Annotated in this window: 20 protein-coding genes; 2 read left to right on the forward strand and 18 right to left on the reverse strand. The window is 72.4% G+C overall.

Translation table 11 applies throughout. The features are described 5' to 3' along the window. Nucleotides 1-2: 2 nt before the first annotated feature. Genes ACFYL6_RS29975 through pyrR form a run of 6 tightly spaced genes read right to left on the reverse strand, consistent with a single transcriptional unit; the run spans nt 3 to nt 8378 of the window. The gene (locus ACFYL6_RS29975) at nt 3-1049 is read right to left on the reverse strand and encodes a quinone-dependent dihydroorotate dehydrogenase (protein WP_387176407.1); all 1047 of its coding nucleotides are present in this window, start codon (nt 1047-1049) and stop codon (nt 3-5) included. Then, nucleotides 1046-4393 (reverse strand): carbamoyl-phosphate synthase large subunit, encoded by a 3348-nt coding sequence (gene carB / locus ACFYL6_RS29980; RefSeq protein WP_238660415.1) that lies wholly within the window; start codon nt 4391-4393, stop codon nt 1046-1048. The genes ACFYL6_RS29975 and carB overlap by 4 nt, the downstream gene beginning before the upstream one ends. Beyond that, complete coding sequence (gene carA / locus ACFYL6_RS29985) at nt 4386-5549, reverse strand: glutamine-hydrolyzing carbamoyl-phosphate synthase small subunit (protein WP_387176409.1); 1164 nt, start codon at nt 5547-5549, stop codon at nt 4386-4388. Before carA ends, carB begins: the two co-directional genes overlap by 8 nt. Continuing rightward, a complete protein-coding gene (locus tag ACFYL6_RS29990; RefSeq protein WP_387176411.1) occupies nt 5546-6877 on the reverse strand; it encodes a dihydroorotase in 1332 nt (443 codons plus the stop codon). Before ACFYL6_RS29990 ends, carA begins: the two co-directional genes overlap by 4 nt. Then, entirely contained in the window at nt 6874-7800 is a 927-nt protein-coding gene (locus tag ACFYL6_RS29995) for an aspartate carbamoyltransferase catalytic subunit (protein ID WP_030335650.1), read from the reverse strand. Before ACFYL6_RS29995 ends, ACFYL6_RS29990 begins: the two co-directional genes overlap by 4 nt. Then, nucleotides 7797-8378: a bifunctional pyr operon transcriptional regulator/uracil phosphoribosyltransferase PyrR gene (pyrR, locus tag ACFYL6_RS30000; RefSeq protein WP_238660418.1), complete on the reverse strand. Its 582-nt coding sequence runs from the start codon at nt 8376-8378 to the stop codon at nt 7797-7799. The genes ACFYL6_RS29995 and pyrR overlap by 4 nt, the downstream gene beginning before the upstream one ends. A 288-nt stretch (nt 8379-8666) precedes the next feature. On the opposite strand from pyrR, the gene ACFYL6_RS30005 reads away from it, so the two are divergent. After that, nucleotides 8667-9155, forward strand: coding sequence for a transcriptional regulator (locus tag ACFYL6_RS30005; RefSeq protein ID WP_007458348.1), 489 nt, complete (start codon nt 8667-8669; stop codon nt 9153-9155). 90 nt (nt 9156-9245) lie between these two features. Here the strand turns inward: ACFYL6_RS30005 and nusB are convergent, their stop codons facing one another. The 5 genes from nusB to ACFYL6_RS30030 form a co-directional block, all read right to left on the reverse strand. Beyond that, complete coding sequence (gene nusB / locus ACFYL6_RS30010; protein ID WP_208641306.1) at nt 9246-9656, reverse strand: transcription antitermination factor NusB; 411 nt, start codon at nt 9654-9656, stop codon at nt 9246-9248. A 23-nt stretch (nt 9657-9679) separates the two neighbouring features. Further along, entirely contained in the window at nt 9680-10237 is a 558-nt protein-coding gene (efp, locus tag ACFYL6_RS30015) for an elongation factor P (RefSeq protein ID WP_007458344.1), read from the reverse strand. 86 nt (nt 10238-10323) lie between these two features. After that, nucleotides 10324-10749: a type II 3-dehydroquinate dehydratase gene (aroQ, locus tag ACFYL6_RS30020; protein ID WP_387176414.1), complete on the reverse strand. Its 426-nt coding sequence runs from the start codon at nt 10747-10749 to the stop codon at nt 10324-10326. Next, complete coding sequence (gene aroB, locus ACFYL6_RS30025; protein WP_387176416.1) at nt 10746-11825, reverse strand: 3-dehydroquinate synthase; 1080 nt, start codon at nt 11823-11825, stop codon at nt 10746-10748. The genes aroQ and aroB overlap by 4 nt, the downstream gene beginning before the upstream one ends. 10 nt (nt 11826-11835) lie before the next feature. Next, complete coding sequence (locus tag ACFYL6_RS30030) at nt 11836-12834, reverse strand: helix-turn-helix transcriptional regulator (protein WP_387176418.1); 999 nt, start codon at nt 12832-12834, stop codon at nt 11836-11838. A gap of 79 nt (nt 12835-12913) precedes the next feature. On the opposite strand from ACFYL6_RS30030, the gene ACFYL6_RS30035 reads away from it, so the two are divergent. Beyond that, nucleotides 12914-13642 (forward strand): alpha/beta fold hydrolase, encoded by a 729-nt coding sequence (locus tag ACFYL6_RS30035; RefSeq protein ID WP_387176420.1) that lies wholly within the window; start codon nt 12914-12916, stop codon nt 13640-13642. Between the two features lie 108 nt (nt 13643-13750). Here ACFYL6_RS30035 and ACFYL6_RS30040 read toward each other — a convergent pair whose 3' ends face one another. The 7 genes from ACFYL6_RS30040 to ACFYL6_RS30070 all read right to left on the reverse strand — a co-directional run bounded on the left by ACFYL6_RS30040 (nt 13751) and on the right by ACFYL6_RS30070 (nt 19973). Next, on the reverse strand, nt 13751-14254 hold the full coding sequence (locus ACFYL6_RS30040; RefSeq protein ID WP_387176422.1) for a shikimate kinase: 504 nt from the start codon (nt 14252-14254) through the stop codon (nt 13751-13753). Then, complete coding sequence (gene aroC, locus ACFYL6_RS30045; protein WP_387176424.1) at nt 14254-15432, reverse strand: chorismate synthase; 1179 nt, start codon at nt 15430-15432, stop codon at nt 14254-14256. The genes ACFYL6_RS30040 and aroC overlap by 1 nt, the downstream gene beginning before the upstream one ends. A 94-nt stretch (nt 15433-15526) precedes the next feature. Further along, nucleotides 15527-16450 (reverse strand): glycosyltransferase family 2 protein, encoded by a 924-nt coding sequence (locus ACFYL6_RS30050; RefSeq protein WP_387176426.1) that lies wholly within the window; start codon nt 16448-16450, stop codon nt 15527-15529. Beyond that, complete coding sequence (locus tag ACFYL6_RS30055) at nt 16447-17121, reverse strand: glycosyltransferase (RefSeq protein WP_387176428.1); 675 nt, start codon at nt 17119-17121, stop codon at nt 16447-16449. The genes ACFYL6_RS30050 and ACFYL6_RS30055 overlap by 4 nt, the downstream gene beginning before the upstream one ends. Further along, on the reverse strand, nt 17118-17597 hold the full coding sequence (locus ACFYL6_RS30060) for a UDP-N-acetylglucosamine--LPS N-acetylglucosamine transferase (protein WP_387176430.1): 480 nt from the start codon (nt 17595-17597) through the stop codon (nt 17118-17120). The genes ACFYL6_RS30055 and ACFYL6_RS30060 overlap by 4 nt, the downstream gene beginning before the upstream one ends. 214 nt (nt 17598-17811) lie before the next feature. Beyond that, nucleotides 17812-19074: a hypothetical protein gene (locus ACFYL6_RS30065; protein WP_387176432.1), complete on the reverse strand. Its 1263-nt coding sequence runs from the start codon at nt 19072-19074 to the stop codon at nt 17812-17814. Beyond that, the gene (locus ACFYL6_RS30070; protein ID WP_387176492.1) at nt 19071-19973 is read right to left on the reverse strand and encodes a sulfotransferase domain-containing protein; all 903 of its coding nucleotides are present in this window, start codon (nt 19971-19973) and stop codon (nt 19071-19073) included. The genes ACFYL6_RS30065 and ACFYL6_RS30070 overlap by 4 nt, the downstream gene beginning before the upstream one ends. Nucleotides 19974-19979 lie beyond the last annotated feature (6 nt).

Raw genomic sequence — 19979 nt, forward strand, 5'->3', positions numbered from 1 at the left:
GGTCACCGGCCCGCGACGGGGTCCGGTGCCGCCGACGTGGCAGTCGTGCGGGCGGCGGCGCGGACCAGGGCCGGTCCCCGGTAGATGAAGCCGGTGTAGAGCTGCACCAGGGCCGCGCCGGCATCGAACATCCGCGCCGCGTCGTCCGGGTCCAGCACACCGCCGACGCCGATGATCGGCAGCCGGCCGGCGGTCTCCCGGTGCACGAAGGCGACCACCTCCCGGGCCCGCCCGGTGAGCGGCCGACCGGAGAGGCCACCGGCCTGCGCGCCACGCTCGACGTCGACGCCGGCGAGCCCGTCCCGGGACAGCGTGGTGTTGGTGGCGATCACCCCGGCCGCGCCCCGGGCCAGGCAGACCTCCAGCAGCTCGGCGATCGCCGCCTCGGTCAGGTCTGGCGCGATCTTGACCAGCACCGGCTTCTCCCCCACCAGCGCGCCGAGCAGCGCGTCCAGGTGGGCGCGGTCCTGCAACGACCGCAGGCCCGGGGTGTTCGGTGAGGACACGTTCACCGCGAAGTAGTCGCCGTGCCCGCGCAACGCCCGGTACGAGGCGAGGTAGTCCTCGACCGCCTCGTCCAGCGGGGTCACCTTGGACTTGCCCAGCGAGATGCCCAACGGCACCCCGAGCGGGCGCGGCAACGCCGCCAACCGGGCGGCCAGCGCGGCGGCCCCGGCGTTGTTGAAGCCCATCCGGTTGACCACCGCCTCGCTGGCCGGCAGCCGGAACAGCCGCGGCCGGGGGTTGCCCGGCTGGGCGTGCGCGGTGACCGTGCCGACCTCCACGAAACCGAAGCCGAGCGCCGGCCAGGCCGGCAGCGCCGCCCCGTCCTTGTCCATGCCGGCGGCCAACCCGACCGGATTGGGGAAGCGCACCCCGAACACCGTGCGCGGCGCGTCGACCGCGTACCGGGCCCGCAGCGCGGCGAGCGCGGCCGGCCGCCGTGACAGTGCCGTCAACCGCCGCAGTGTCCACTCGTGCGCCGCCTCGGCGTCCCCGCCCCCGAGCCGGAACAACCACGGCCGTACCGCCTGCTCGAACAGGGTCACTGGGCCGCCCGCAGGGTGGCGTGCAGGTCCTGCAGGGGACGGACCTGCATGTCGCCACGGATCCGGGCCTCGATGCCCATCACGGCCGCGGCGGCGCCGGGGACCGTGGTGATGCAGGGGATGTCCGCGGTGACGGCCGCGCTGCGGATCTCGTAGCCGTCGGAGCGGGCGCTGGCACCCGAACCCTGCGGCGTGTTGATCACCAGCGCCACGTGGCCACCGCCGATCAGCGACACCGCGTCGTCGCCCGCACCGGCCTGGTAGTGCTTACGGATCTGCTCGCAGGCGATGCCGTGCCGGCGCAGCACCTCGGCCGTGCCGGCGGTGGCGACGATCTCGAAGCCCAGGTCGGCCAGCCGCTTGATCGGGAAGATCATGCCGCGCTTGTCCCGGTTGGCCACCGACACGAAGATCTTCCCGGCGGTCGGCAGCGACCCGTACGCGGCCGACTGGCTCTTGGCGAAGGCGTGCCCGAAGTTGGTGTCGATGCCCATCACCTCGCCGGTCGACTTCATCTCCGGCCCGAGCAGCGAGTCGATCCCCTTGCCCGCGCGGGTCCGGAAACGCTTGAACGGCAGCACCGCCTCCTTGACCGCGACCGGCGCGTCGGCGGGCATCGTGCCCCCGTCCCCCGTCGCCGGCAACAGGCCCTCGGCGCGCAACTCGGCGATGCTCGCCCCGAGCGCGATCCGGGCCGCCGCCTTGGCCAGCGGCACCGCCGTGGCCTTGGAGACGAACGGGACGGTCCGCGACGCCCGCGGGTTGGCCTCCAGCACGTAGAGCACGTCGTCCTTGAGGGCGTACTGCACGTTGAGCAGGCCGCGGACGCCGACGCCACGCGCGATGGCCTCGGTGTAGCGGCGGACCTCGACCAGGTGCGAGCCGGCGAGGGTGATCGGCGGGAGCGCGCAGGACGAGTCGCCGGAGTGGATGCCGGCCTCCTCGATGTGCTCCATCACGCCGCCGATGTAGACCTCGCCGTCAGCGTCGCAGAGGGCGTCCACGTCGATCTCGATGGCGTCGTCGAGGAACCGGTCCACCAGCACCGGGTGGTCCGGGGAGATGTCGGTGGCCCGGCCGATGTAGTCGCGCAGCGTCGGGTCGTCGTAGACGATCTCCATGCCCCGCCCGCCCAGCACGTACGACGGCCGGACCAGCACCGGGTAGCCGATCTCGTCGGCGATCGTCTTGGCCTCGTCGTACGAGGTGGCCATGCCGTGCGCCGGCGCGCGCAGCCCGGCGCGGGCCAGCACCGCGCCGAACGCGCCCCGCTCCTCGGCCAGGTGGATCGACTCCGGGGAGGTGCCGACGATTGGCACACCGGCGTTCTTGAGCCGCTGCGCCAGGCCCAGCGGGGTCTGCCCGCCGAGCTGCACGACCACCCCGACCACGCCCGGCCCGCCGGCCGCCCGGCCGGACGAGTCCTCGGCGTGCCAGACCTCCAACACGTCCTCGAAGGTCAGTGGCTCGAAGTAGAGCCGGTCGGCGGTGTCGTAGTCGGTGGAGACCGTCTCCGGGTTGCAGTTGACCATGACGGTTTCGTAACCGGCCGACCGCAACGCCTGGACCGCGTGCACGCAGGAGTAGTCGAACTCGATGCCCTGCCCGATCCGGTTCGGGCCGGAGCCCAGGATCAGCACCTTCGGCCGATCCGACGGCACGACCTCGGTCTCCAGGTCGTACGTCGAGTAGTGGTACGGCGTGGTCGCCTCGAACTCGGCCGCGCAGGTGTCCACGGTCTTGTAGACCGGGCGCACGTCGAGGCGGTGCCGCAGGGTCCGTACGCCGTCCTCGGCGGCCAGCTCCGGGCGCAGCGCGGCGAGCTGCCGGTCGGACAGACCGGCCCGCTTGGCGCGGCGCAGCAGGTCGGCGTCGAGTACCGGCGCGTCGACGATCTCGGCGCGCAGCTCGATCAGCGCGGCGATCTGGTCCAGGAACCACGGGTCGATCCCGCCGGACGCCTCGGCCACCTCGGCGATCGACGCGCCGAGGCGCAGCGCCCGCTCCACCGTGTACAGCCGGCCGTCGTGCGGGATCCGCAGCGCGGCGAGGGTGTCCGCCAGGGTGACGCCCGCCGGGTCCGGCACACTCCAGAAACCGGCCGACTTGGTCTCCATCGAGCGCATCGCCTTGTTCAGCGCCTCGGTGAAGTTGCGCCCGAGGCTCATCGCCTCGCCCACCGACTTCATCGTGGTGGTCAGCTCCGGGTCGGCGCCTGGGAACTTCTCGAACGCGAACCGGGGGATCTTCACCACCACGTAGTCGAGGGTCGGCTCGAACGCCGCCGGGGTCTTCAGGGTGATGTCGTTGGGGATCTCGTCGAGGGTGTAGCCGATGGCCAGCTTCGCGGCGATCTTTGCGATCGGGAAGCCGGTCGCCTTGGAGGCCAGCGCCGAGGAGCGCGACACCCGGGGGTTCATCTCGATCACGACGATCCGGCCGTCGACCGGGTTGACCGCGAACTGGATGTTGCAGCCGCCGGTGTCCACCCCGACCTCGCGCAGCACGGCGATGCCCAGGTCCCGTAGGCGCTGGTACTCCCGGTCGGTGAGCGTCATGGCCGGGGCCACGGTGACGCTGTCGCCGGTGTGCACGCCCATCGGGTCGATGTTCTCGATCGAGCAGACCACCACCACGTTGTCGTGCCGGTCGCGCATCAGCTCCAGCTCGTACTCCTTCCAGCCGAGCACGCTCTCCTCGATGAGCACCTCGTGCACCGGGCTGGCGGACAGGCCGTCACCGGCGATGCGGGCCAGGTCCTCCGGGGTGTGCGCCATGCCGGAGCCCAGGCCGCCCATGGTGAACGACGGCCGGATCACCACCGGCAGGCCCAGCTCGGCGACTGTCGCCTCGACCTCGTCCATCGAGTGGCAGACCCGCGAGCGGGGCACCAGCCCGGTCGGGTCGTCGACGCCCAGGCGTACGCCGGCCTTCGCCACGATCTCCTTGAACAACTGCCGGTCCTCGCCGCGGTTGATGGCGTCGATGTTCGCGCCGATCAACTCCACGCCGTACTTCTCCAGGACGCCGGCCTCGTGCAGGGCGACTGCCGTGTTCAGCGCCGTCTGCCCGCCGAGGGTGGCGAGGATCGCGTCCGGGCGCTCCTTGGCGATGACCAGCTCCACGAACTCCGGGGTGATCGGCTCGACGTAGGTCGCGTCGGCGAACTCCGGGTCCGTCATGATCGTCGCCGGGTTGGAGTTGACCAGGCTGACCCGGATCCCCTCGCTGCGCAGGACCCGGCAGGCCTGGGTGCCGGAGTAGTCGAACTCGCAGGCCTGCCCGATGACGATCGGCCCGGAGCCGATCACGAGGATGTGCTTGAGATCGGTCCGCTTAGGCATTGCTGCGCCCCCTGCTGTGGTTCCGACCCTCGATCAAGTCGGCGAATCGGTCGAAGAGGTAGTCCGCGTCGTGCGGGCCGGCCGCCGCCTCCGGGTGGTACTGGACGGTGAACGCGGGCAGGTCCACGGCCCGCAGCCCCTCGACCACGTTGTCATTGAGGCAGACGTGCGACACCCGTACGCCACCGAAGTCGGTGTCGATCACCTGGTCGGGGACGACCGCGCCGGCACCCGCACCCGGCACCTGGACGGCGAAGCCATGGTTGTGGCTGGTCACCTCGACCTTGCCGGTGACCCGGTCGAGCACCGGCTGGTTGATCCCCCGGTGGCCGTAGCCCAGCTTGTAGGTGCCGAAGCCGAGCGCCCGACCGAGGATCTGACTGCCGAAGCAGATGCCGAACAGCGGCACCTCCCGCCGCAGCGCCTCCCGGGCCAGCGCCACCGGGGCGTCGGCGGTGGCCGGGTCGCCCGGGCCGGGCGACAGGAAGATCGCGTCGGCGCCGGTGGCGAGCATCTGGTCGATGCTCGACGACGCCGGCAGCACGTGCGTGGTCACCCCGCGGGTGGCCAGCCGGCGCGGCACGTTGCGCTTGATGCCCAGGTCCAGGGCGGCGACGGTGAACCGGTGCTCGCCCAGGGCCTCGACGACGTACGGCTCGGCGGTGCTCACCTCGGCGGACAGGTCCGCGCCGACCATCTGCGGCGCCTGGCGGACCCGGGTCAGCAGGCTCTGGGGGTCGTTGTCGACGCTGGAGATGCCCACCCGCATGGCGCCCCGCTCGCGCAGGTGCCGGGTCAACGCCCGGGTGTCCACCCCGCTGATGCCCACCACACCCTCGGTGGCGAGGCGGTCCTCGAGACCACCGGTGGCCCGCCAGTTCGAGCCGATCCGGGCCGGGTCACGGACGACGTAGCCGGCCACCCAGATCCGGCCGGACTCGTCGTCCTCGCCGTTGACGCCGGTGTTGCCGATGTGCGGGGCGGTCTGCACCACCACCTGACGGTGGTAGGAGGGGTCGGTCAGGGTCTCCTGGTAACCGGTCATGCCGGTGTTGAAGACCGCCTCGCCGAAGGTCTCCCCGACGCTGCCGTACGCCTCACCGGGGAACGTACGCCCGTCCTCCAGCACCAGGATTGCGGGTCTGCGCTTGCTCACTTGACAGCCTTTCCGTCCAGGACCGTCGGCTCGCCGCGCAGGAAGGTCGCCACGATGCGACCTGGCAGCGTCATGCGGGCGTACGGGGTGTTGCGACTGCGACTGGCCAGCTCCGCCGGCTCGATGGTGCGGCGGGCGGCCGGGTCGATCAGGGTCAGGTTGGCCGGCACACCCGGCGCGGGGTCGACGCCGTGCCCGGTGAGGCCGGCGATCCGTGCCGGGGTGCGCGACATCCGCTCGGCGATCAGGTCCCACTCGGGGCCGAGCACGTCCAGCGCGATGGAGAGGGCCGTCTCCAGACCGAGCATCCCCGGCCGGGCGTACGCCCACTCGCACTCCTTGTCCTCCACGGCGTGCGGGGCGTGGTCGGTGGCGATCACGTCGATCACCCCGTCGGCGAGGGCGGCGCGCAGCGCGGCGATGTCCACCGCGGTACGCAGCGGCGGGTTCACCTTGAAGACCGGGTCGTAGGCTCCGGCCGGGCTCCAGTCGGCGGCGAGTTCCGGGCTGGCCAGCTCACTGCGCCCGCTGACGAGTTCGTCGGTGAGCAGCAGGTGGTGCGGGGTCACCTCGGCGGTCACGCGTACCCCACGGGCCTTCGCCTGGCGCAGCACCTCGACGCTGCCGGCGGTGGAGACGTGGCAGACGTGCAGTCGGCTGCCCACGTGCTCGGCGAGCAGCACGTCCCGGGCGATGATCGCCTCCTCGGCGACCGCCGGCCAGCCGATCAGGCCGAGCCGGGTGGAGACCTCACCCTCGTGCATCTGGGCGCCCTCGGTGAGCCGGGGCTCCTCGGCGTGCTGGGCGATGATCCCGTCGAACGCCTTGACGTACTCCAGGGCTCGGCGCATCAACTTCGGGTCGGCGACGCAGTGCCCGTCGTCGGAGAAGATCCGCACCCGGGCCGCCGAGTCGGCCATCGCGCCCAGCTCGGCCAGTTGCTCGCCGGCCAGCCCGACGGTGACCGCGCCGATCGGCTGCACGTCGACCAGGCTGGCCTCCCGGCCGAGCCGCCAGACCTGCTCGACCACGCCGGCGGTGTCCGCCACCGGGGAGGTGTTGGCCATCGCGCAGACCGCGGTGTAGCCGCCGAGCGCCGCCGCCCGGGAACCGGACTCGACGGTCTCGGCGTCCTCCCGACCGGGCTCGCGCAGGTGGGTGTGCAGATCGACGAGGCCGGGCAGGGCGACCAGGCCGGTGCCGTCGACGACTGTGGCGTCCGGCGCGGTCAGGCCGGGACCGACCTCGGCGATCACGCCGTCGCGGATCAGCAGGTCGGTCGGCGCGGCGCCGACGACACTCACGCTGGTGATCAGGTACGCGGTCACCGGTTGTTCCCTCCGAGCAGCAGGTAAAGGACAGCCATCCGCACGGAGACCCCGTTGGTGACCTGTTCGACGATGGTGGAGCGGGGTGAGTCGGCGACCTCGGGGGTGATCTCCATCCCCCGGTTCATCGGGCCGGGGTGCATGACGATCGCGTGTTCGGGCAGCCGGCGCATCCGCGGCCCGTCGAGCCCGTAGCGGCGGGCGTACTCGCGCGCGGAGGGGAAGTAGGAGTCGTTCATCCGCTCCCGCTGCACCCGCAGCATCATCACCACGTCCACGTTGGGCAGGACGGAGTCGAGGTCGTAGGAGACGTCGGTGCCGGGGGCGAGGGCGCCCGCGATGTCGACCGGGATCAGGGTCGGCGGGCCGACCAGGGTGACCTTGGCGCCGAGGGTGGAGAGCAGCAGCACGTTGGAACGGGCCACCCGGGAGTGCAGCACGTCCCCGACCACCGCGACCGACAGGCCGGCGAGCCGGCCCAGCCGGGCCCGCATGGTGTACGCGTCCAGCAGCGCCTGGGTGGGGTGCTCGTGGGTGCCGTCACCGGCGTTGACCACCGACCCGTCCACCCAGTTGGCCAGGCGGTGCGGCGCACCGGAGGCGGGGTGTCGGACGACCACGGCGTCCGCGCCCATGGCCTGCAGGGTCAACGCGGTGTCCTTCAGGCTCTCACCCTTGGTGACGCTGGACCCCTTCGCGGAAAAGTTGATCACATCGGCGCTGAGCCGCTTCGCCGCCGCCTCGAAGGAGATCCGGGTACGCGTGGAGTCCTCGTAGAAGAGGTTCACCACGGTCCGTCCCCGCAGCGCGGGAAGCTTCTTGATCTCCCGGCCGGCGACGGTGGCCATCTCGGCGGCGGTGTCCAGGATCTCGGTGGCGGTGTCGGCGTCCAAGTCCCCGCCGGAGAGCAGATGCTTGATCATGATTGGCCCCCGTACAGCTTGACCTCGTCCGTCCCGTCGATCTCGGCGAGCGTCACCTTGACGCTCTCGGCGAGCGAGGTCGGGATGTTCTTGCCGACGTAGTCGGCGCGGATCGGCAGCTCGCGGTGGCCCCGGTCGACCAGGACGGCGAGTTGCACCGACGCCGGGCGGCCCACGTCGTTGAGCGCGTCGAGCGCGGCCCGGACGGTGCGGCCGGAGAAGAGCACGTCGTCAACCAGGATGACCCGTTTGCCGTCGATCCCGCCGGACGGCAGCTCGGTCGGGCCGACCGCGCGGGTGGCGTGCCGACGGAGGTCGTCGCGGTACAGGGTGATGTCGAGCACACCGACCGGAACGGCGACGTCCTCGAAGGTGCTGATCCGGTCGGCGAGCCGCCGGGCCAGGGGGGTGCCCCGGGTGGGAATCCCCAGCAGCACCGTGTTCGCGGCGCCCTGGGTCTTCTCCAGGATCTGGTGGGCGATGCGGTCGACCACGCGTTGCACGTCGGCGCTGGCGAGGATCACCTTCACCGAGGGTTGTCGCGGTGGTGACGAGCGGGCAGCCGGTGGGTATGCCACGGCGGACCTCCTTCCCCGCCTCACGGGACGGGTCGTTAAAGGATGTCGGGCACCTCCGGCCGGACCGCGCAGCGGACCTGGGCCGGGGCTTCCGCCACGTTACCAGTGGTCACCGGGGTGATGGACGGCGGCCGCTGACCACCGGGTCAGGCTCCGGAAAAGGGGAAAACTCCCCGGACGCTCCGCAACGGTAGGGGCACGACCACTTGACCACGTGTCGCATTCCCCGTACCGTCACGCTCCGTAGCGATCGACGGGAGAACCCCGAGCAGCACTGGGAGTGTCCGAATGCCCTCTGAATACGCCAAGTCTCTGGGCGCCCGCCTGCGCTCCATCCGCCAGCAGCAGGGTCTTTCCCTGCAGGGTGTGGAGGAGAAGTCGAATGGGCGGTGGAAGGCCGTGGTGGTCGGCTCGTACGAGCGTGGCGACCGGGCCGTGACGGTGTCCCGTCTGGCCGAGTTGGCCGAGTTCTACCGCGTACCCGTCTCGGAACTGCTGCCGGACGGCAGTGGTGTCCGTCACGAGCCCACCAGCAAGATTGTCCTGGACCTGGAGCGGCTCTACGACGAGGCCTCCGAGGACCTGGCCTACGTCGCCCGCTACGCCCGCGCCATCCAGCAGCAGCGCGGCGACTACAACGGCCGGGTGCTCTCCATCCGCGCCGACGACCTGCGGGCGCTCGCGATCGTCTACGACGCCTCACCGTCGGGGCTGATCGAGCGGCTCACCGAGCACGGCGTGCTGGTGGCCGACCCCCGGGCGTTCTTCGCCTCCTGATCTGCCGCTCCACCTGATCTGCCGCCTCACCGAAAGGGCCCGTGCCGACTGGCACGGGCCCTTTCGCACTACGGCGTTCGGTGGGGACGCTCAGCGGGTGGCGTACTCGGCGATCCGGCCGAGCACCCCGTTGAGGAAGCGCGGCGAATCGTCTGTCGACATCTGCCGGGCCAGCTCCACGGCCTCGCTGATCGCCACCGCGTCGTCGATCTCGTCGACGTAGAGCAACTCGTAGACGGCGATCCGGGCCAGATTACGGTCGACGACCGGCATCCGCTCCAGCGTCCAACCCTCGGCGTAGCTGGCGATCAGCTCGTCGATGCGGTCGAGGTGCTCGGCGACACCCTCGACCAGGCCCACCGCGTAACCCAGATGCTCCGGTCGGGGCTGCTCGATCCGCTGCACGTAGCCGGCGAGCACCTCCACCGGAGGCTTGTCCCGTAGGTCGGCCTCGTAGAGGACATCCAGCGCCCGCTTGCGCGCCTTGCGGCGCGCCGGCATCTGCTGCTTGGAACCCTCAGCCATCAGGCGCGGCCGAGGTAACGGCCGTCGCGGGTGTCGACCTTGATCTTCTCGCCGGTGGTGATGAACAGCGGGACCGGCACGGTGGCGCCGGTCTCCACGGTCGCCGGCTTGGTGCCGCCGGTCGAACGGTCGCCCTGCAGGCCCGGCTCGGTGTAGGTGACCTCCAGCACGACGCTGGTGGGCAGCTCGATGTAGAGCGGCACACCCTCGTGCTGGGCGACGGTCGCCTCCGCCTCGGGCAGCAGGTAGTTGGCTGCCTCACCGACGGTGCCACCGGGCACGGTGATCTGGTCGAAGGTCTCCAGATCCATGAAGACGAAGTCCTCGCCGTCGGCGTACAGGTACTGCATCGTGCGCTTGTCAACGGTCGCGGTTTCGACCTTGGTGCCCGCGTTGAAGGTCTTGTCGACCACCTTCCCGGACAGCACGTTCTTCAGCGTGGTGCGCACGAAGGCACCACCCTTACCGGGCTTGACGTGCTGGAACTCGACGACGGCCCAGAGCTCGCCGTCCAGGTTGAGTACCAGGCCGTTTTTGAGGTCGTTGGTGGAGGCCATTTCCTGCCTTGATCATCAATTGGCGGACAGACCCTACGAGTCTACTAGCTGCGTCGAATCGGCCGGTCCCCGCTCGGGGCGGCCTCTCAACGGGTGGCGAGATGGTGCAGAGCGAGACGATACCCGTCGATGCCCAAGCCGCAGATCACCCCGGTCGCCACCGCCGACACCACCGAGTGGTGCCGGAACTCCTCGCGGGTGTGGATGTTGGAGATGTGCACCTCGACCAGCGGCCCCCGCAGCATGGCGCAGGCGTCCCGGACCGCGTACGAGTAGTGCGACCAGGCGGCCGGGTTGAGCACCACAGCGGCGCCCTCGTCGGCCGCCGTGTGCAGCCAGCCGAGCAACTCGTGCTCCGCGTCGGTCTGCCGGACGGTCACCTCCAGCCCCAGCTCCCGACCGGTGGTCTCACAGAGCGCCACCAGGTCGGCGTAGGTGGTCGCGCCGTACACGTCGGGCTCGCGGGTGCCCAGCCGACCCAGGTTCGGCCCGTTCAAGACGTGGACCCTCACTGGTCTGCGACCTCGCCGTAGGCGGCCTCCAGCAGTGCGTCGTCCGGGCCCTCCAACATCGCCGGGCGGGCCAGCCCGTCGAGCACCACGAAGCGCAGCCGACTGCCCCGGGCCTTCTTGTCCACCCGCATCGCGGCCAACAGCTGCGGCCAGGCGTCGGCCGGGTAGCTCACCGGCAGGCCCAGCGCGCGCAAGGTGACCCGGTGCCGGTCGGCGGTCGGCGCGTCCAGCCGCCCGGCGAGGCGGGCCAGCGTGGCCGCGTACACCAGGCCGACGGCGACGGCGTGGCCGTGCCGCCAGCGGTAGCCCTCGTTCTGCTCGATGGCGTGGGCCAGGGTGTGACCGTAGTTGAGCACCTCCCGCACGCCCGACTCGCGCAGGTCGCCGCCGACCACGTCGGCCTTGACCCGGATCGCCCGCTCGATCAGCTCCCGGCTCACCGGCCCACGGGGGTCGGTGGCGGCCTCCGGGTCACTCTCGATGAGATCCAGGATCGTCGGGTCGGCGATGAAGCCGCACTTGACGACCTCGGCCAGCCCGGTCGCCAGGTCGACCGCGGGCAGGCTGTCCAGGGTGGCCAGGTCGGCCAACACCCCGACCGGCGGGTGGAACGCGCCCACCAGGTTCTTGCCGGCGGCCGTGTTGATGCCCGTCTTGCCGCCCACCGCGGCGTCGACCATGCCCAGCAGCGAGGTCGCCACCGGCACCCAGCGCACCCCCCGCAACCAGCAGGCCGCGACGAAGCCGGCCAGGTCGGTCACCGCGCCGCCGCCCACGCCGACCACCGCGTCGGTACGGGTGAAGCCCGCCGCGCCGAGTCGGTCCCAGCAGGCGGAGGCCACGTCGATGTGCTTGCCCGACTCGGCGTCGGGCACCTCGATCGGCAGTGGCTCGACGCCGGCGGCGCGCAGGCGTTCACCGAGCGCGTCCGCGAGAGCCTTGAGCGGAGGCGCGTGCAGCACCGCCGCCCGCGTCGCGCCGGGCAGCAGGCCGGGCAGCGCGCCCAACAGGTCACGTCCCACCAAGACGTCGTACGGCCGCTCGCCGCCGACCGGAATCCGGGTCACCTCGTCCATCGCCGGCAGCCTAGTCCAGCGGGCGGCGCGGCGAGGGCGGCTGTCCACCTGCTGGCCGGGCGGCCCACTCCGCCAGCCGGCGGGCGTGCTCGGCCACCGCGGCGCGTAGCGCGTCCGGATGCCGCACGGTGAACGGACAGCCCAGCCCGGCGAGCAGCGCCGCCATCCCGGGCAGGCTCTCCGCCCGGGCCCGCAGCAGCACCCCGTCGGTGGTGACTGTCAACTCGGCCACGCTGGGCGGGATGCGACGACGGGCGGCGACCAGGTCGGTCTCCAGCACGACCTCCACCTCGTGCGCGTACGGCACCCCGGCCAGCGACCGGGTCACCCAGGCCACCGCCTCGAACCCGTCCGGCACGGTGAACGTCGCCACGCCGGGCGTCACCGCGCCGATCCGGTCCAGTCGGAACGTGCGGACCTCCCCGCGCCGGTGGTCGTGGCCGGTGACGTACCAGCGGCCGGAATGGAAGACCAGCCCGTACGGGTCGAGCTCGCGGTGCGACTGCTCGCCCCGCCAGGAGCGGTAGTCCAACGCGACCCGCTGCCGGTGCCGGGTGGCCGAGGCCAGCGCGAGCAAAGTGCCCGACGCCGGGCCGCGCTCCGGCTCCGGGCGACGCAGGGTGAAGCCCAGGTGCTCCTGGACGGCGGCGAGTCGGTCGGCGAGCGCCGCCGGCAGCACCCGGCGGATCTTCGCCAGCGCGGTGGCGGTGGCGGGCTGCTCGGTGGCGAGCCCGACCCGTTCGGCGACGACGAGGCCGAGCAGCACGGCCACCGCCTCGTCGTCGGTGAGCATCAGTGGCGGCAGCTTGTATCCGGAGTGCAGGCGGTAGCCGCCGTAGCGGCCCCGGTCGGCGGTCACGGGGATGCCCAGCTCGACAAGCGTGGTCGCATACCGCCGCACGGTCCGCTCGTCCACCCCGAGCTGACCGGCGAGGTCGGCGGCCGTCGCCCGGTGCCGGGTCTGCAGCAGTTCGAGCAGGGCCAACACCCGTCCTGCGGGATGTGACACGGGCCACTCCTTCAAACCGGGCGGATCCTGTCCGGATTCGATCGTACGGTCTGTCGGTAACCGAGAGAAGGAGCCACAGATGGCGACATTCGTGCTGGTGCCGGGATTCTGGCTGGGTGCCTGGGCGTGGCGGGACGTGACGGTCGCGCTGCGGTCGCAGGGGCACGAGGTCTACCCGATGACGTTGACCGGGGTGGCCGAACGCGACCACCTCGCCGGGCCGGAGGTCAGCCTGGACACGCACACCACCGACATCGTCCGGCTGATCGAGGTCGAGGACCTGCGGGACGTCCTGCTGGTCGGGCACTCCGGCGGCGGGATGCCGGCCGCCCAGGCGGCGGACCGCGTTCCGGACCGGATCGCCCGGGTCGTCTACGTGGAGAGTGGGCCGTTGCCGGACGGCACGGCGCAGTTCGACACGGTGCCGCCGGAGGAGCAGCAGCGACTGCGCGCCGCGATCGGCACCGGGCACCTGCTGCCGCCGCCGGCCTGGGACCCGGCCGCCGACCCGACCAACCTGGCCGGCCTGGACGAGCCGACGCTCGCGCTGCTGCGCACCCGGGCCACCCCGCAGCCGCTGCGGGCCGCCACCGACCCGGTCCGACGCACCGGTGGGCGTCCGGTGCCGACCGCGCTGGTCGCCAGCACCTTCCCGCTCAGCGTGGTGCGGCAGATGATCCAGGATGAGCACCCGTTCTTCACCGGCCTGGCCGACGGCCAACTGCACGAGGTGCCCACCGGGCACTGGCCGATGCTCAGCGAGCCGAAGGCCCTGACCGACGTCCTGGACCAGATCGCCCGCGGCTGAGGACCACCCACCCCACTGCGCCGATCTTGCAGTTCCGGTTGCCGAGATGCGGCGAATACCCCTTACGCCGGGACAGCAAGTGCAAGATCGGCGCGGCAGGGTGGGGCGTCAGCGCGGGAGCAACGCGGCGATCTCGGCGACTACCTGCGCCGGGGCCCGGCCGTCGGTGACCACCGTCTCGGTGGCCACCTCGGCGTAGAGCGGCCGGCGCTGGTCCAGCAGGTGCTTGAGGGTCGCCCGGGGGTTGATCGCCAACAGCGGCCGGCCCGCGCCGAGCCCGACCCGCCGCACCGCGTCGGGCAGCTCGACCGAGAGGTGCACCACCCGGTGCCCGATCAGGGAGGCCCGCGTCTCCTCGGCCAGCACCGCGCCGCCGCCGAGGGCGAGCACGCCCGTGCCGGCGGCCAGCGCCGCGGCCACGGCGGCCCGTTCCAGGGTACGGAAGTGCGCCTCGCCCTCGTCGATGAAGATCTCCGGGATCGGCTTTCCGGCCATCTGCTCGATGTCGGCGTCGGTGTCGCGGAACTCCACGCCCAGGGTGGCGGCGAGCGCCCGCCCGACGGTGGTCTTGCCGCAGCCGGGCGCGCCGACCAGCACGACGACCGGCGCCATCAGCGGATGACCAGCGCGTCGAGGTAACCGGCCAGGTTGCGACGGATCTCGGCGATCGAGTCGCCGCCGAACTTCTCGGTGGCCGCCTCGGCGAGCACCAGCGCCACCATCGCCTCGGCGACCACCGCCGCGGCGGGCACCGCGCAGACGTCGGAGCGCTGGTTGATCGCGGTGGCCGGCTCGCCGGTGGTGATGTCCACGGTGGCCAGCGCCCGGTTCAGCGAGGAGATCGGCTTCATCGCGGCGCGGACCCGCAGCGGCTCACCGGTGGTGATGCCACCCTCCAGCCCGCCGGCCCGGTCGGTGACCCGGCGGACGCCGGTGGCCGAGGGGATGATCTCGTCGTGCGCCTCCGAGCCGCGGGACCGGGCCTGCTGCCAACCGTCGCCGATCTCCACGCCCTTGATCGCCTGAATGGACATCAGGGCGGTGGCCAGCCGGGCGTCGAGCTTGCGGTCCCACTGCACGTGGCTGCCCAGCCCCGGTGGCACCCCGTACGCCAGCACCTCGACCACGCCGCCGAGGGTGTCGGCGGCCTTCTTCGCGGCATCGACCTCGGCGACCATCAGGGCGCTGGCCTCCGGGTCGAGGCAGCGCAGCGGGTCGGCGTCGATCCGGGCGGCGTCGGACGGCGTCGGGCGCAGCCCGGGCTTCGCGGCCACCGGGCCCAACTCGACGACGTGCGAGACGATCTCGATGCCGAGCGCCTGACGGATCAGCGCCTTGGCGACCGTGCCGACGGCCACCCGGGCGGCGGTCTCCCGGGCGCTGGCGCGCTCCAGGATCGGCCGGGCGTCGGTGTGGCCGTACTTCTGCATGCCGGCCAGGTCCGCGTGGCCCGGCCGGGGACGGGTCAGCGGGGCGTTACGGGCCTGCCGGGCCAGCTCGTCGGGGTCGACCGGGTCGGCGGCCATCACCGTCTGCCACTTCGGCCACTCGGAGTTGCCGACCCGGATCGCCACCGGGCTGCCCAGGGTCACGCCGTGCCGCAGGCCGCCGAGCAGCTCGACCTCGTCCCGCTCGAACGACATCCGGGCGCCCCGGCCATAGCCCAGCCGCCGACGGGCCAGCTCGTCGGCGATCTCGGTGGTGGTCACCTCGATGCCGGCCGGCACCCCCTCCAACATCGCGACGAGGGCGGGACCGTGCGATTCACCTGCAGTCAGCCAGCGCAACACAGCGGTCAGTCTGTCACGGCGGGCCACCGACCCGGCGCGCTCCCCGGGGCGTCCCGCCCAGCGGACCTCGCCGCCCGCTCGCGCGGGCGGCGGCTCAGATCCCTCGACCGCGCTTGTGCAGGGTGCGCAGCACCGCGTCGGCCCGGACCACCCGACCGGCGACGGCGAGGGCCAGGTAGGCGCGCGGCTCGCGGGGGTTGCTCCGCAGGGTGCGCCGGGCCCAGCGCAGCGCGCCCCGGCGGTCGCCGGAGGCGGCCTGGGCGAACGCGATCTGCCCGGCCACCCGGGCCTCGCCGGCAGGTTGACTGGCGAACTCCGGGTAGCGCTTCAGCAACCACTGCAACGCCTCGGAGATGGTGTCCCAGCGTTGCGCGAAGTACGAGCGCTTGTGCCAGCGGACCAGCACCGACGGCGTGCGCAGGTTGATCAGCGGGGCGCTGCGCGCGGCCCGGAGCAGGAACTCGTAGTCCTCCGCGTAGCTGCCCGGGATCTCCTCGTCGACCAACCCGAACCCGTTACGCAGCGCGGTGGCGCGGATCAGGAAGGTCGACGGGTGCAGCTCCGTCATCCGGTCGCGGAGCAGGTCGTCCAGGGTGATCCGGTCCTTGTCGAGCACCCGGTCGACGGTGCGCCCGTCGTAGTTGACGCGGATGCCGCAGCAGACGAACTCGGCGGCCGGATCGCCGGCCAGCGCGTCGACCTGGGCGGCCAGCTTGCCGGGCAGCCACTCGTCGTCGTCGTCGCAGAACGCGACCAGCTCACCCTCGGCCGCGAGGGTGCCGCTGTTGCGCGCACCGGCCAACCCGGGGGTACGGGCGTTGCGGATCACCCGTACCGCGCGGGCCGGGCCGCCGCCCAGCTCGGCCAGCGACTCGTCCGGCGCGGACTGGTCGAACACCACGACGACCTCGATCAGGCCCGGGTAGTCCTGTGCCAGGATCGCGCCCACCGCGGCCCGCAGCAGCTCGGGGCGGTCCCGGGTGGGCACCACGACGCTGACGCTCGGCTGCTGGGTCATCGAGTCTCCTTCGTACCCGGACGCGGCCGGGACCAGACCCGCCACCGGAGTGGGCGCGGGGTCGAGCGGGCCACCAGGTCGTCGATGATCTGCCCGACCCGGGCCACCGCCGCCCGTTGTGCCTCGTGTGCCTCCGGGTCGGCGGCCACCGCGTACCGGGATGGGTCGGCCACCCCGGCGGCCAACGCGTCGTGCAGCGCCTCCCGGGTCTCGCAGAGCGCCACCAGCCCGGCGGCGCCGAGCCGGCGGGCGAAGAGAAGCTGGTGGTTGTCGACGTGCTCGCCGCGAGCCGGGTCGCGGGGCACCACGATGGGCAGGTGGCCGTGCCGGCGGGCCTCCAGGATGGTCGCCGGACCACCGTGGCAGACCACCAGGTCGGCATCGGCCATCGCCTGTTGCAAAGCGTCGTGACCGAGGAACGGCACCGCGCCGGGGAGCTGGGGCGCGCTGGTGTGCCCGTGCTGCACGGTCAGCCCGATCGGGCCGGCGGCCTGCGTGTGCCACTGGGCCACCCAGTCGACGAGCCGGTCGAAGGGGTGCTTGTCGGTGCCCACCGCGACCAGCAGTCGCAGCTGGGCGACCGGCGAGCTGTCGCGCTGGCGCGGCAGGCGGGCCGCCTCGGTGGTCGGCCGGGGTTGCGGACGCCAGGCGGTGCCCGTCTCCCGGGTCACAGCAGCGTCCCGACGACTGTCGCCTCGGGGTACTGCCGGCGCTGCTCGTCCCACTGCACGAGCATCGCGGAGAGGAACGGCCGGCAGAGCCGAGCGGTCAACGTCGGGGTGTCGATCCGGTCGTACACCTCGATGTAGACGGTAGGGATGCGCCGCAGCCGGGCCAGCACCACGAACGGCACCGCCACCCCGGCGCCGGTGGTGACCACGGCGGCGACCCGCCGTGCCCGCAGCACCCGCCAGGCCAGCAGCGCGTTGCGCAGCAGGTTCGGCACGTTGCGGGTGGTCGGGTGGTGCGCCGGAACCAGGTCCTCGCCGGCCAGCAGCGACAGCGCCTCCGGGGTGTCGAAGGTGACCCAGCAGCGCCGCCACTGTTCGTACCAGGGCCGCAGGGCCAGTAGTTGGGCCAGATGGCCGCCGCTGGAGCCGACCAGCAGCAGCACCGGCGCCCCACTGTCGTCGTTGTTCGTGTCCACGCGACTCCCCACAAGTTCGCTTGGAATTTCAGTTCACGCCACGCAGAAGCAGATCACACGATCCCCGGTCGTTGAATAGCGCGACCGGCCGAGATGACGATCTCCACGGCGGGCGGTTCGGCGCGCCGAACGTCCGAGGTCCATCGATCGTCATCACCACCTGCGATTATGTCGTCACTCTACGGCGGGCCGTCGCCGCCGCGATTCCTCCAGATCAGCCGCTATGTCTTTTCTCGATGACGTCCAAGAGAGCGGGATGCAGTGCGGCGTTCCAGCCCGCGCCCGCGTCGGCCAGCCGCCAGGTGCGCAACCACATCTCCACCAGGTACGCGTCGGCGACGAGCCGGCGACGAGCCGCGTCGAGGCCGAGCCGCTCACCGTGCCGGCTCAGATACCCGTCGACGGCCGACGCGGCGGCGTCGGCCGGCTCCCCCCGCAGCACGAGGGCCCGCTGGAACGCGTCGTGCGCCAGGTCGAAGCCGACCGGCACGTCCGGCCCGCTGTGCTCCCAGTCCCAGGCGACCAACCGGCCGGCGTGCCGGCCCAGGTTCCACGGCACCCAGTCACCATGCCAGTGACCGAACTCGACGCTGGTGTCGCCATGCCGGCGGGCCAGCGCGGATACCGCGGCGACCGCCCGTGCGCCGGCCGGCTCGGTCGCGGCCGCCCGGCCGGCCTGATCGGCCAGCCGGCGCAGGAAGGCCGAGTCGCCGAGCGGTCGAGGTGTGCCCGCCGGGCCGCCACGCCGGGCGACCGCGAGCAGCGCCGCGATCCGTGGTGGATCGTCCACCGGCACACCGCGTACCGCCGGGGGCAACGGTTCGATCACCGCGACCACCTGGCCGGCCCACGACGTTTCGGTGAGCAGCCTCGGCGGCGTCGGGTGGTCGGCGACGCCGACCACCGCGCGCAACGCCCGCAGCGCCGCCGCCTCCGCGCTGACCAGCGCGCGGGTCGCGTCGTTCCAGCCGATCTTCGCGTAGCCGCGCGGACGCCCGTCGGCGCTGAAGAGTTGCAGGGTGGGCTTGCCGTTCGGGTCAGGGGGGCGAACCCCGAACGCGGCCAGCAGCGGCGTGTCACCCAGGTCGGCGGAGAGCCGCTCGCTCAGCAGCAGCTCCGCGGCCGGCACCCCGGCCGGCACCGAGACGGTCAACGTCGGGAAGGGCGCGAGCCCCACCCGGCCGAACCGGGCCAGCCCGCCGAGCACCGCCCGCAGCGCGCGCACCTTCGGTGGCCGCAGGGCGTTGTACGCCAACAGGGACGCCGCCCCGGCCCGGGGCGCGCCCAACGGCACCAGGAACCGGGCCCGGGCGACCGACGGCACCACCGCGTACCGGGCCACCGCCTGGTGACCGGGCGGCAGGGCGCCCGCCACGGTCAGGCCGACCCGGTCGTCCGGGAAGACCGCGCGGCTCACCCAACCCAGGCCGTCCACCCGGGAACGCGGGTCGGTGGCCGGGCCCACCCGGGTCGTCACGCCGCCCGGTCCGCCCAGTCGAGGTCCAGCCCGAGCCGCTGGCGCAACGCATCGTTGTACGGCCGGTAGTAGTCGGTCAGCTCAGCGCGCACCGTCGGCTCCAGCGGTGCCGAACGCCGATCGTTGTAGACCTTGAAGTTGGGCAGGTCGTACGCCGGCAGACCGAGGAAGTCCAGGGTGCGCCGGTAGGTCGCCCGCGAGTCGCGGTACAGGTCCTCACTGGGCAGGAAGAGGATCTGCTGCCTGTCGAAACGCTCCAGCCACGGCTCCAGGTGCTCCAGGTAACGCCCCCGGGCCCGGTACGTGTACCAGTCGTACGGCTCGCTGAACGACTCCGGCTCGGCGATCAGCCGTTCCCGCTCCCCCGCCGTGCGCTCCGGCTCGGCCGCCAGCGCGGCGGCGAAGTCCAGTGGTTCGATGCCGTGGGTGCGGCGTTCCTTCCAGTGCGAGTACGCCCGCTCCACCGGGTCCCGCAGCAGCACGATGAGCTTGACCGTCGGCATCAGCGCGGCGACCCGCTGCGCGGCGAGCGGGTGGAACATGTACAGCGGGGCGGCCTCACCGACCCGGACCGGCCCGCCGTGCCGCTTGGCCAGTGCCTCGCGCTGCCGCTCGGTCGGGAAGTGCGAGCGGTACCAGGATTCGCCGCGGCCCCAGTGCTCCTCGAAGTAGTGCGCCGACTTGGTGTTCCAGGCGGGAAAGAGCCGGGGCACCAACGGGTGCTGGATGAGGTAGTTCCACAGGGAGGTCGTGCCACCCCGTTTGGCCCCGATGATCAGGAAGTCCGGCAGCGGCCGGCGATCACTGGTGCGAACGCCGTAGTCGACGAGCGACTCCTTCACTCGGGTGGTCACCTGGGTCGGAACCAACTGCTTGACCCGGTCACGGATGGACACCACGACGAA

Origin of the sequence: Micromonospora sp. NPDC007208, assembly GCF_042869175.1 — a bacterium.
GTDB classification, from domain to species: Bacteria; Actinomycetota; Actinomycetes; order Mycobacteriales; family Micromonosporaceae; genus Micromonospora; species Micromonospora foliorum.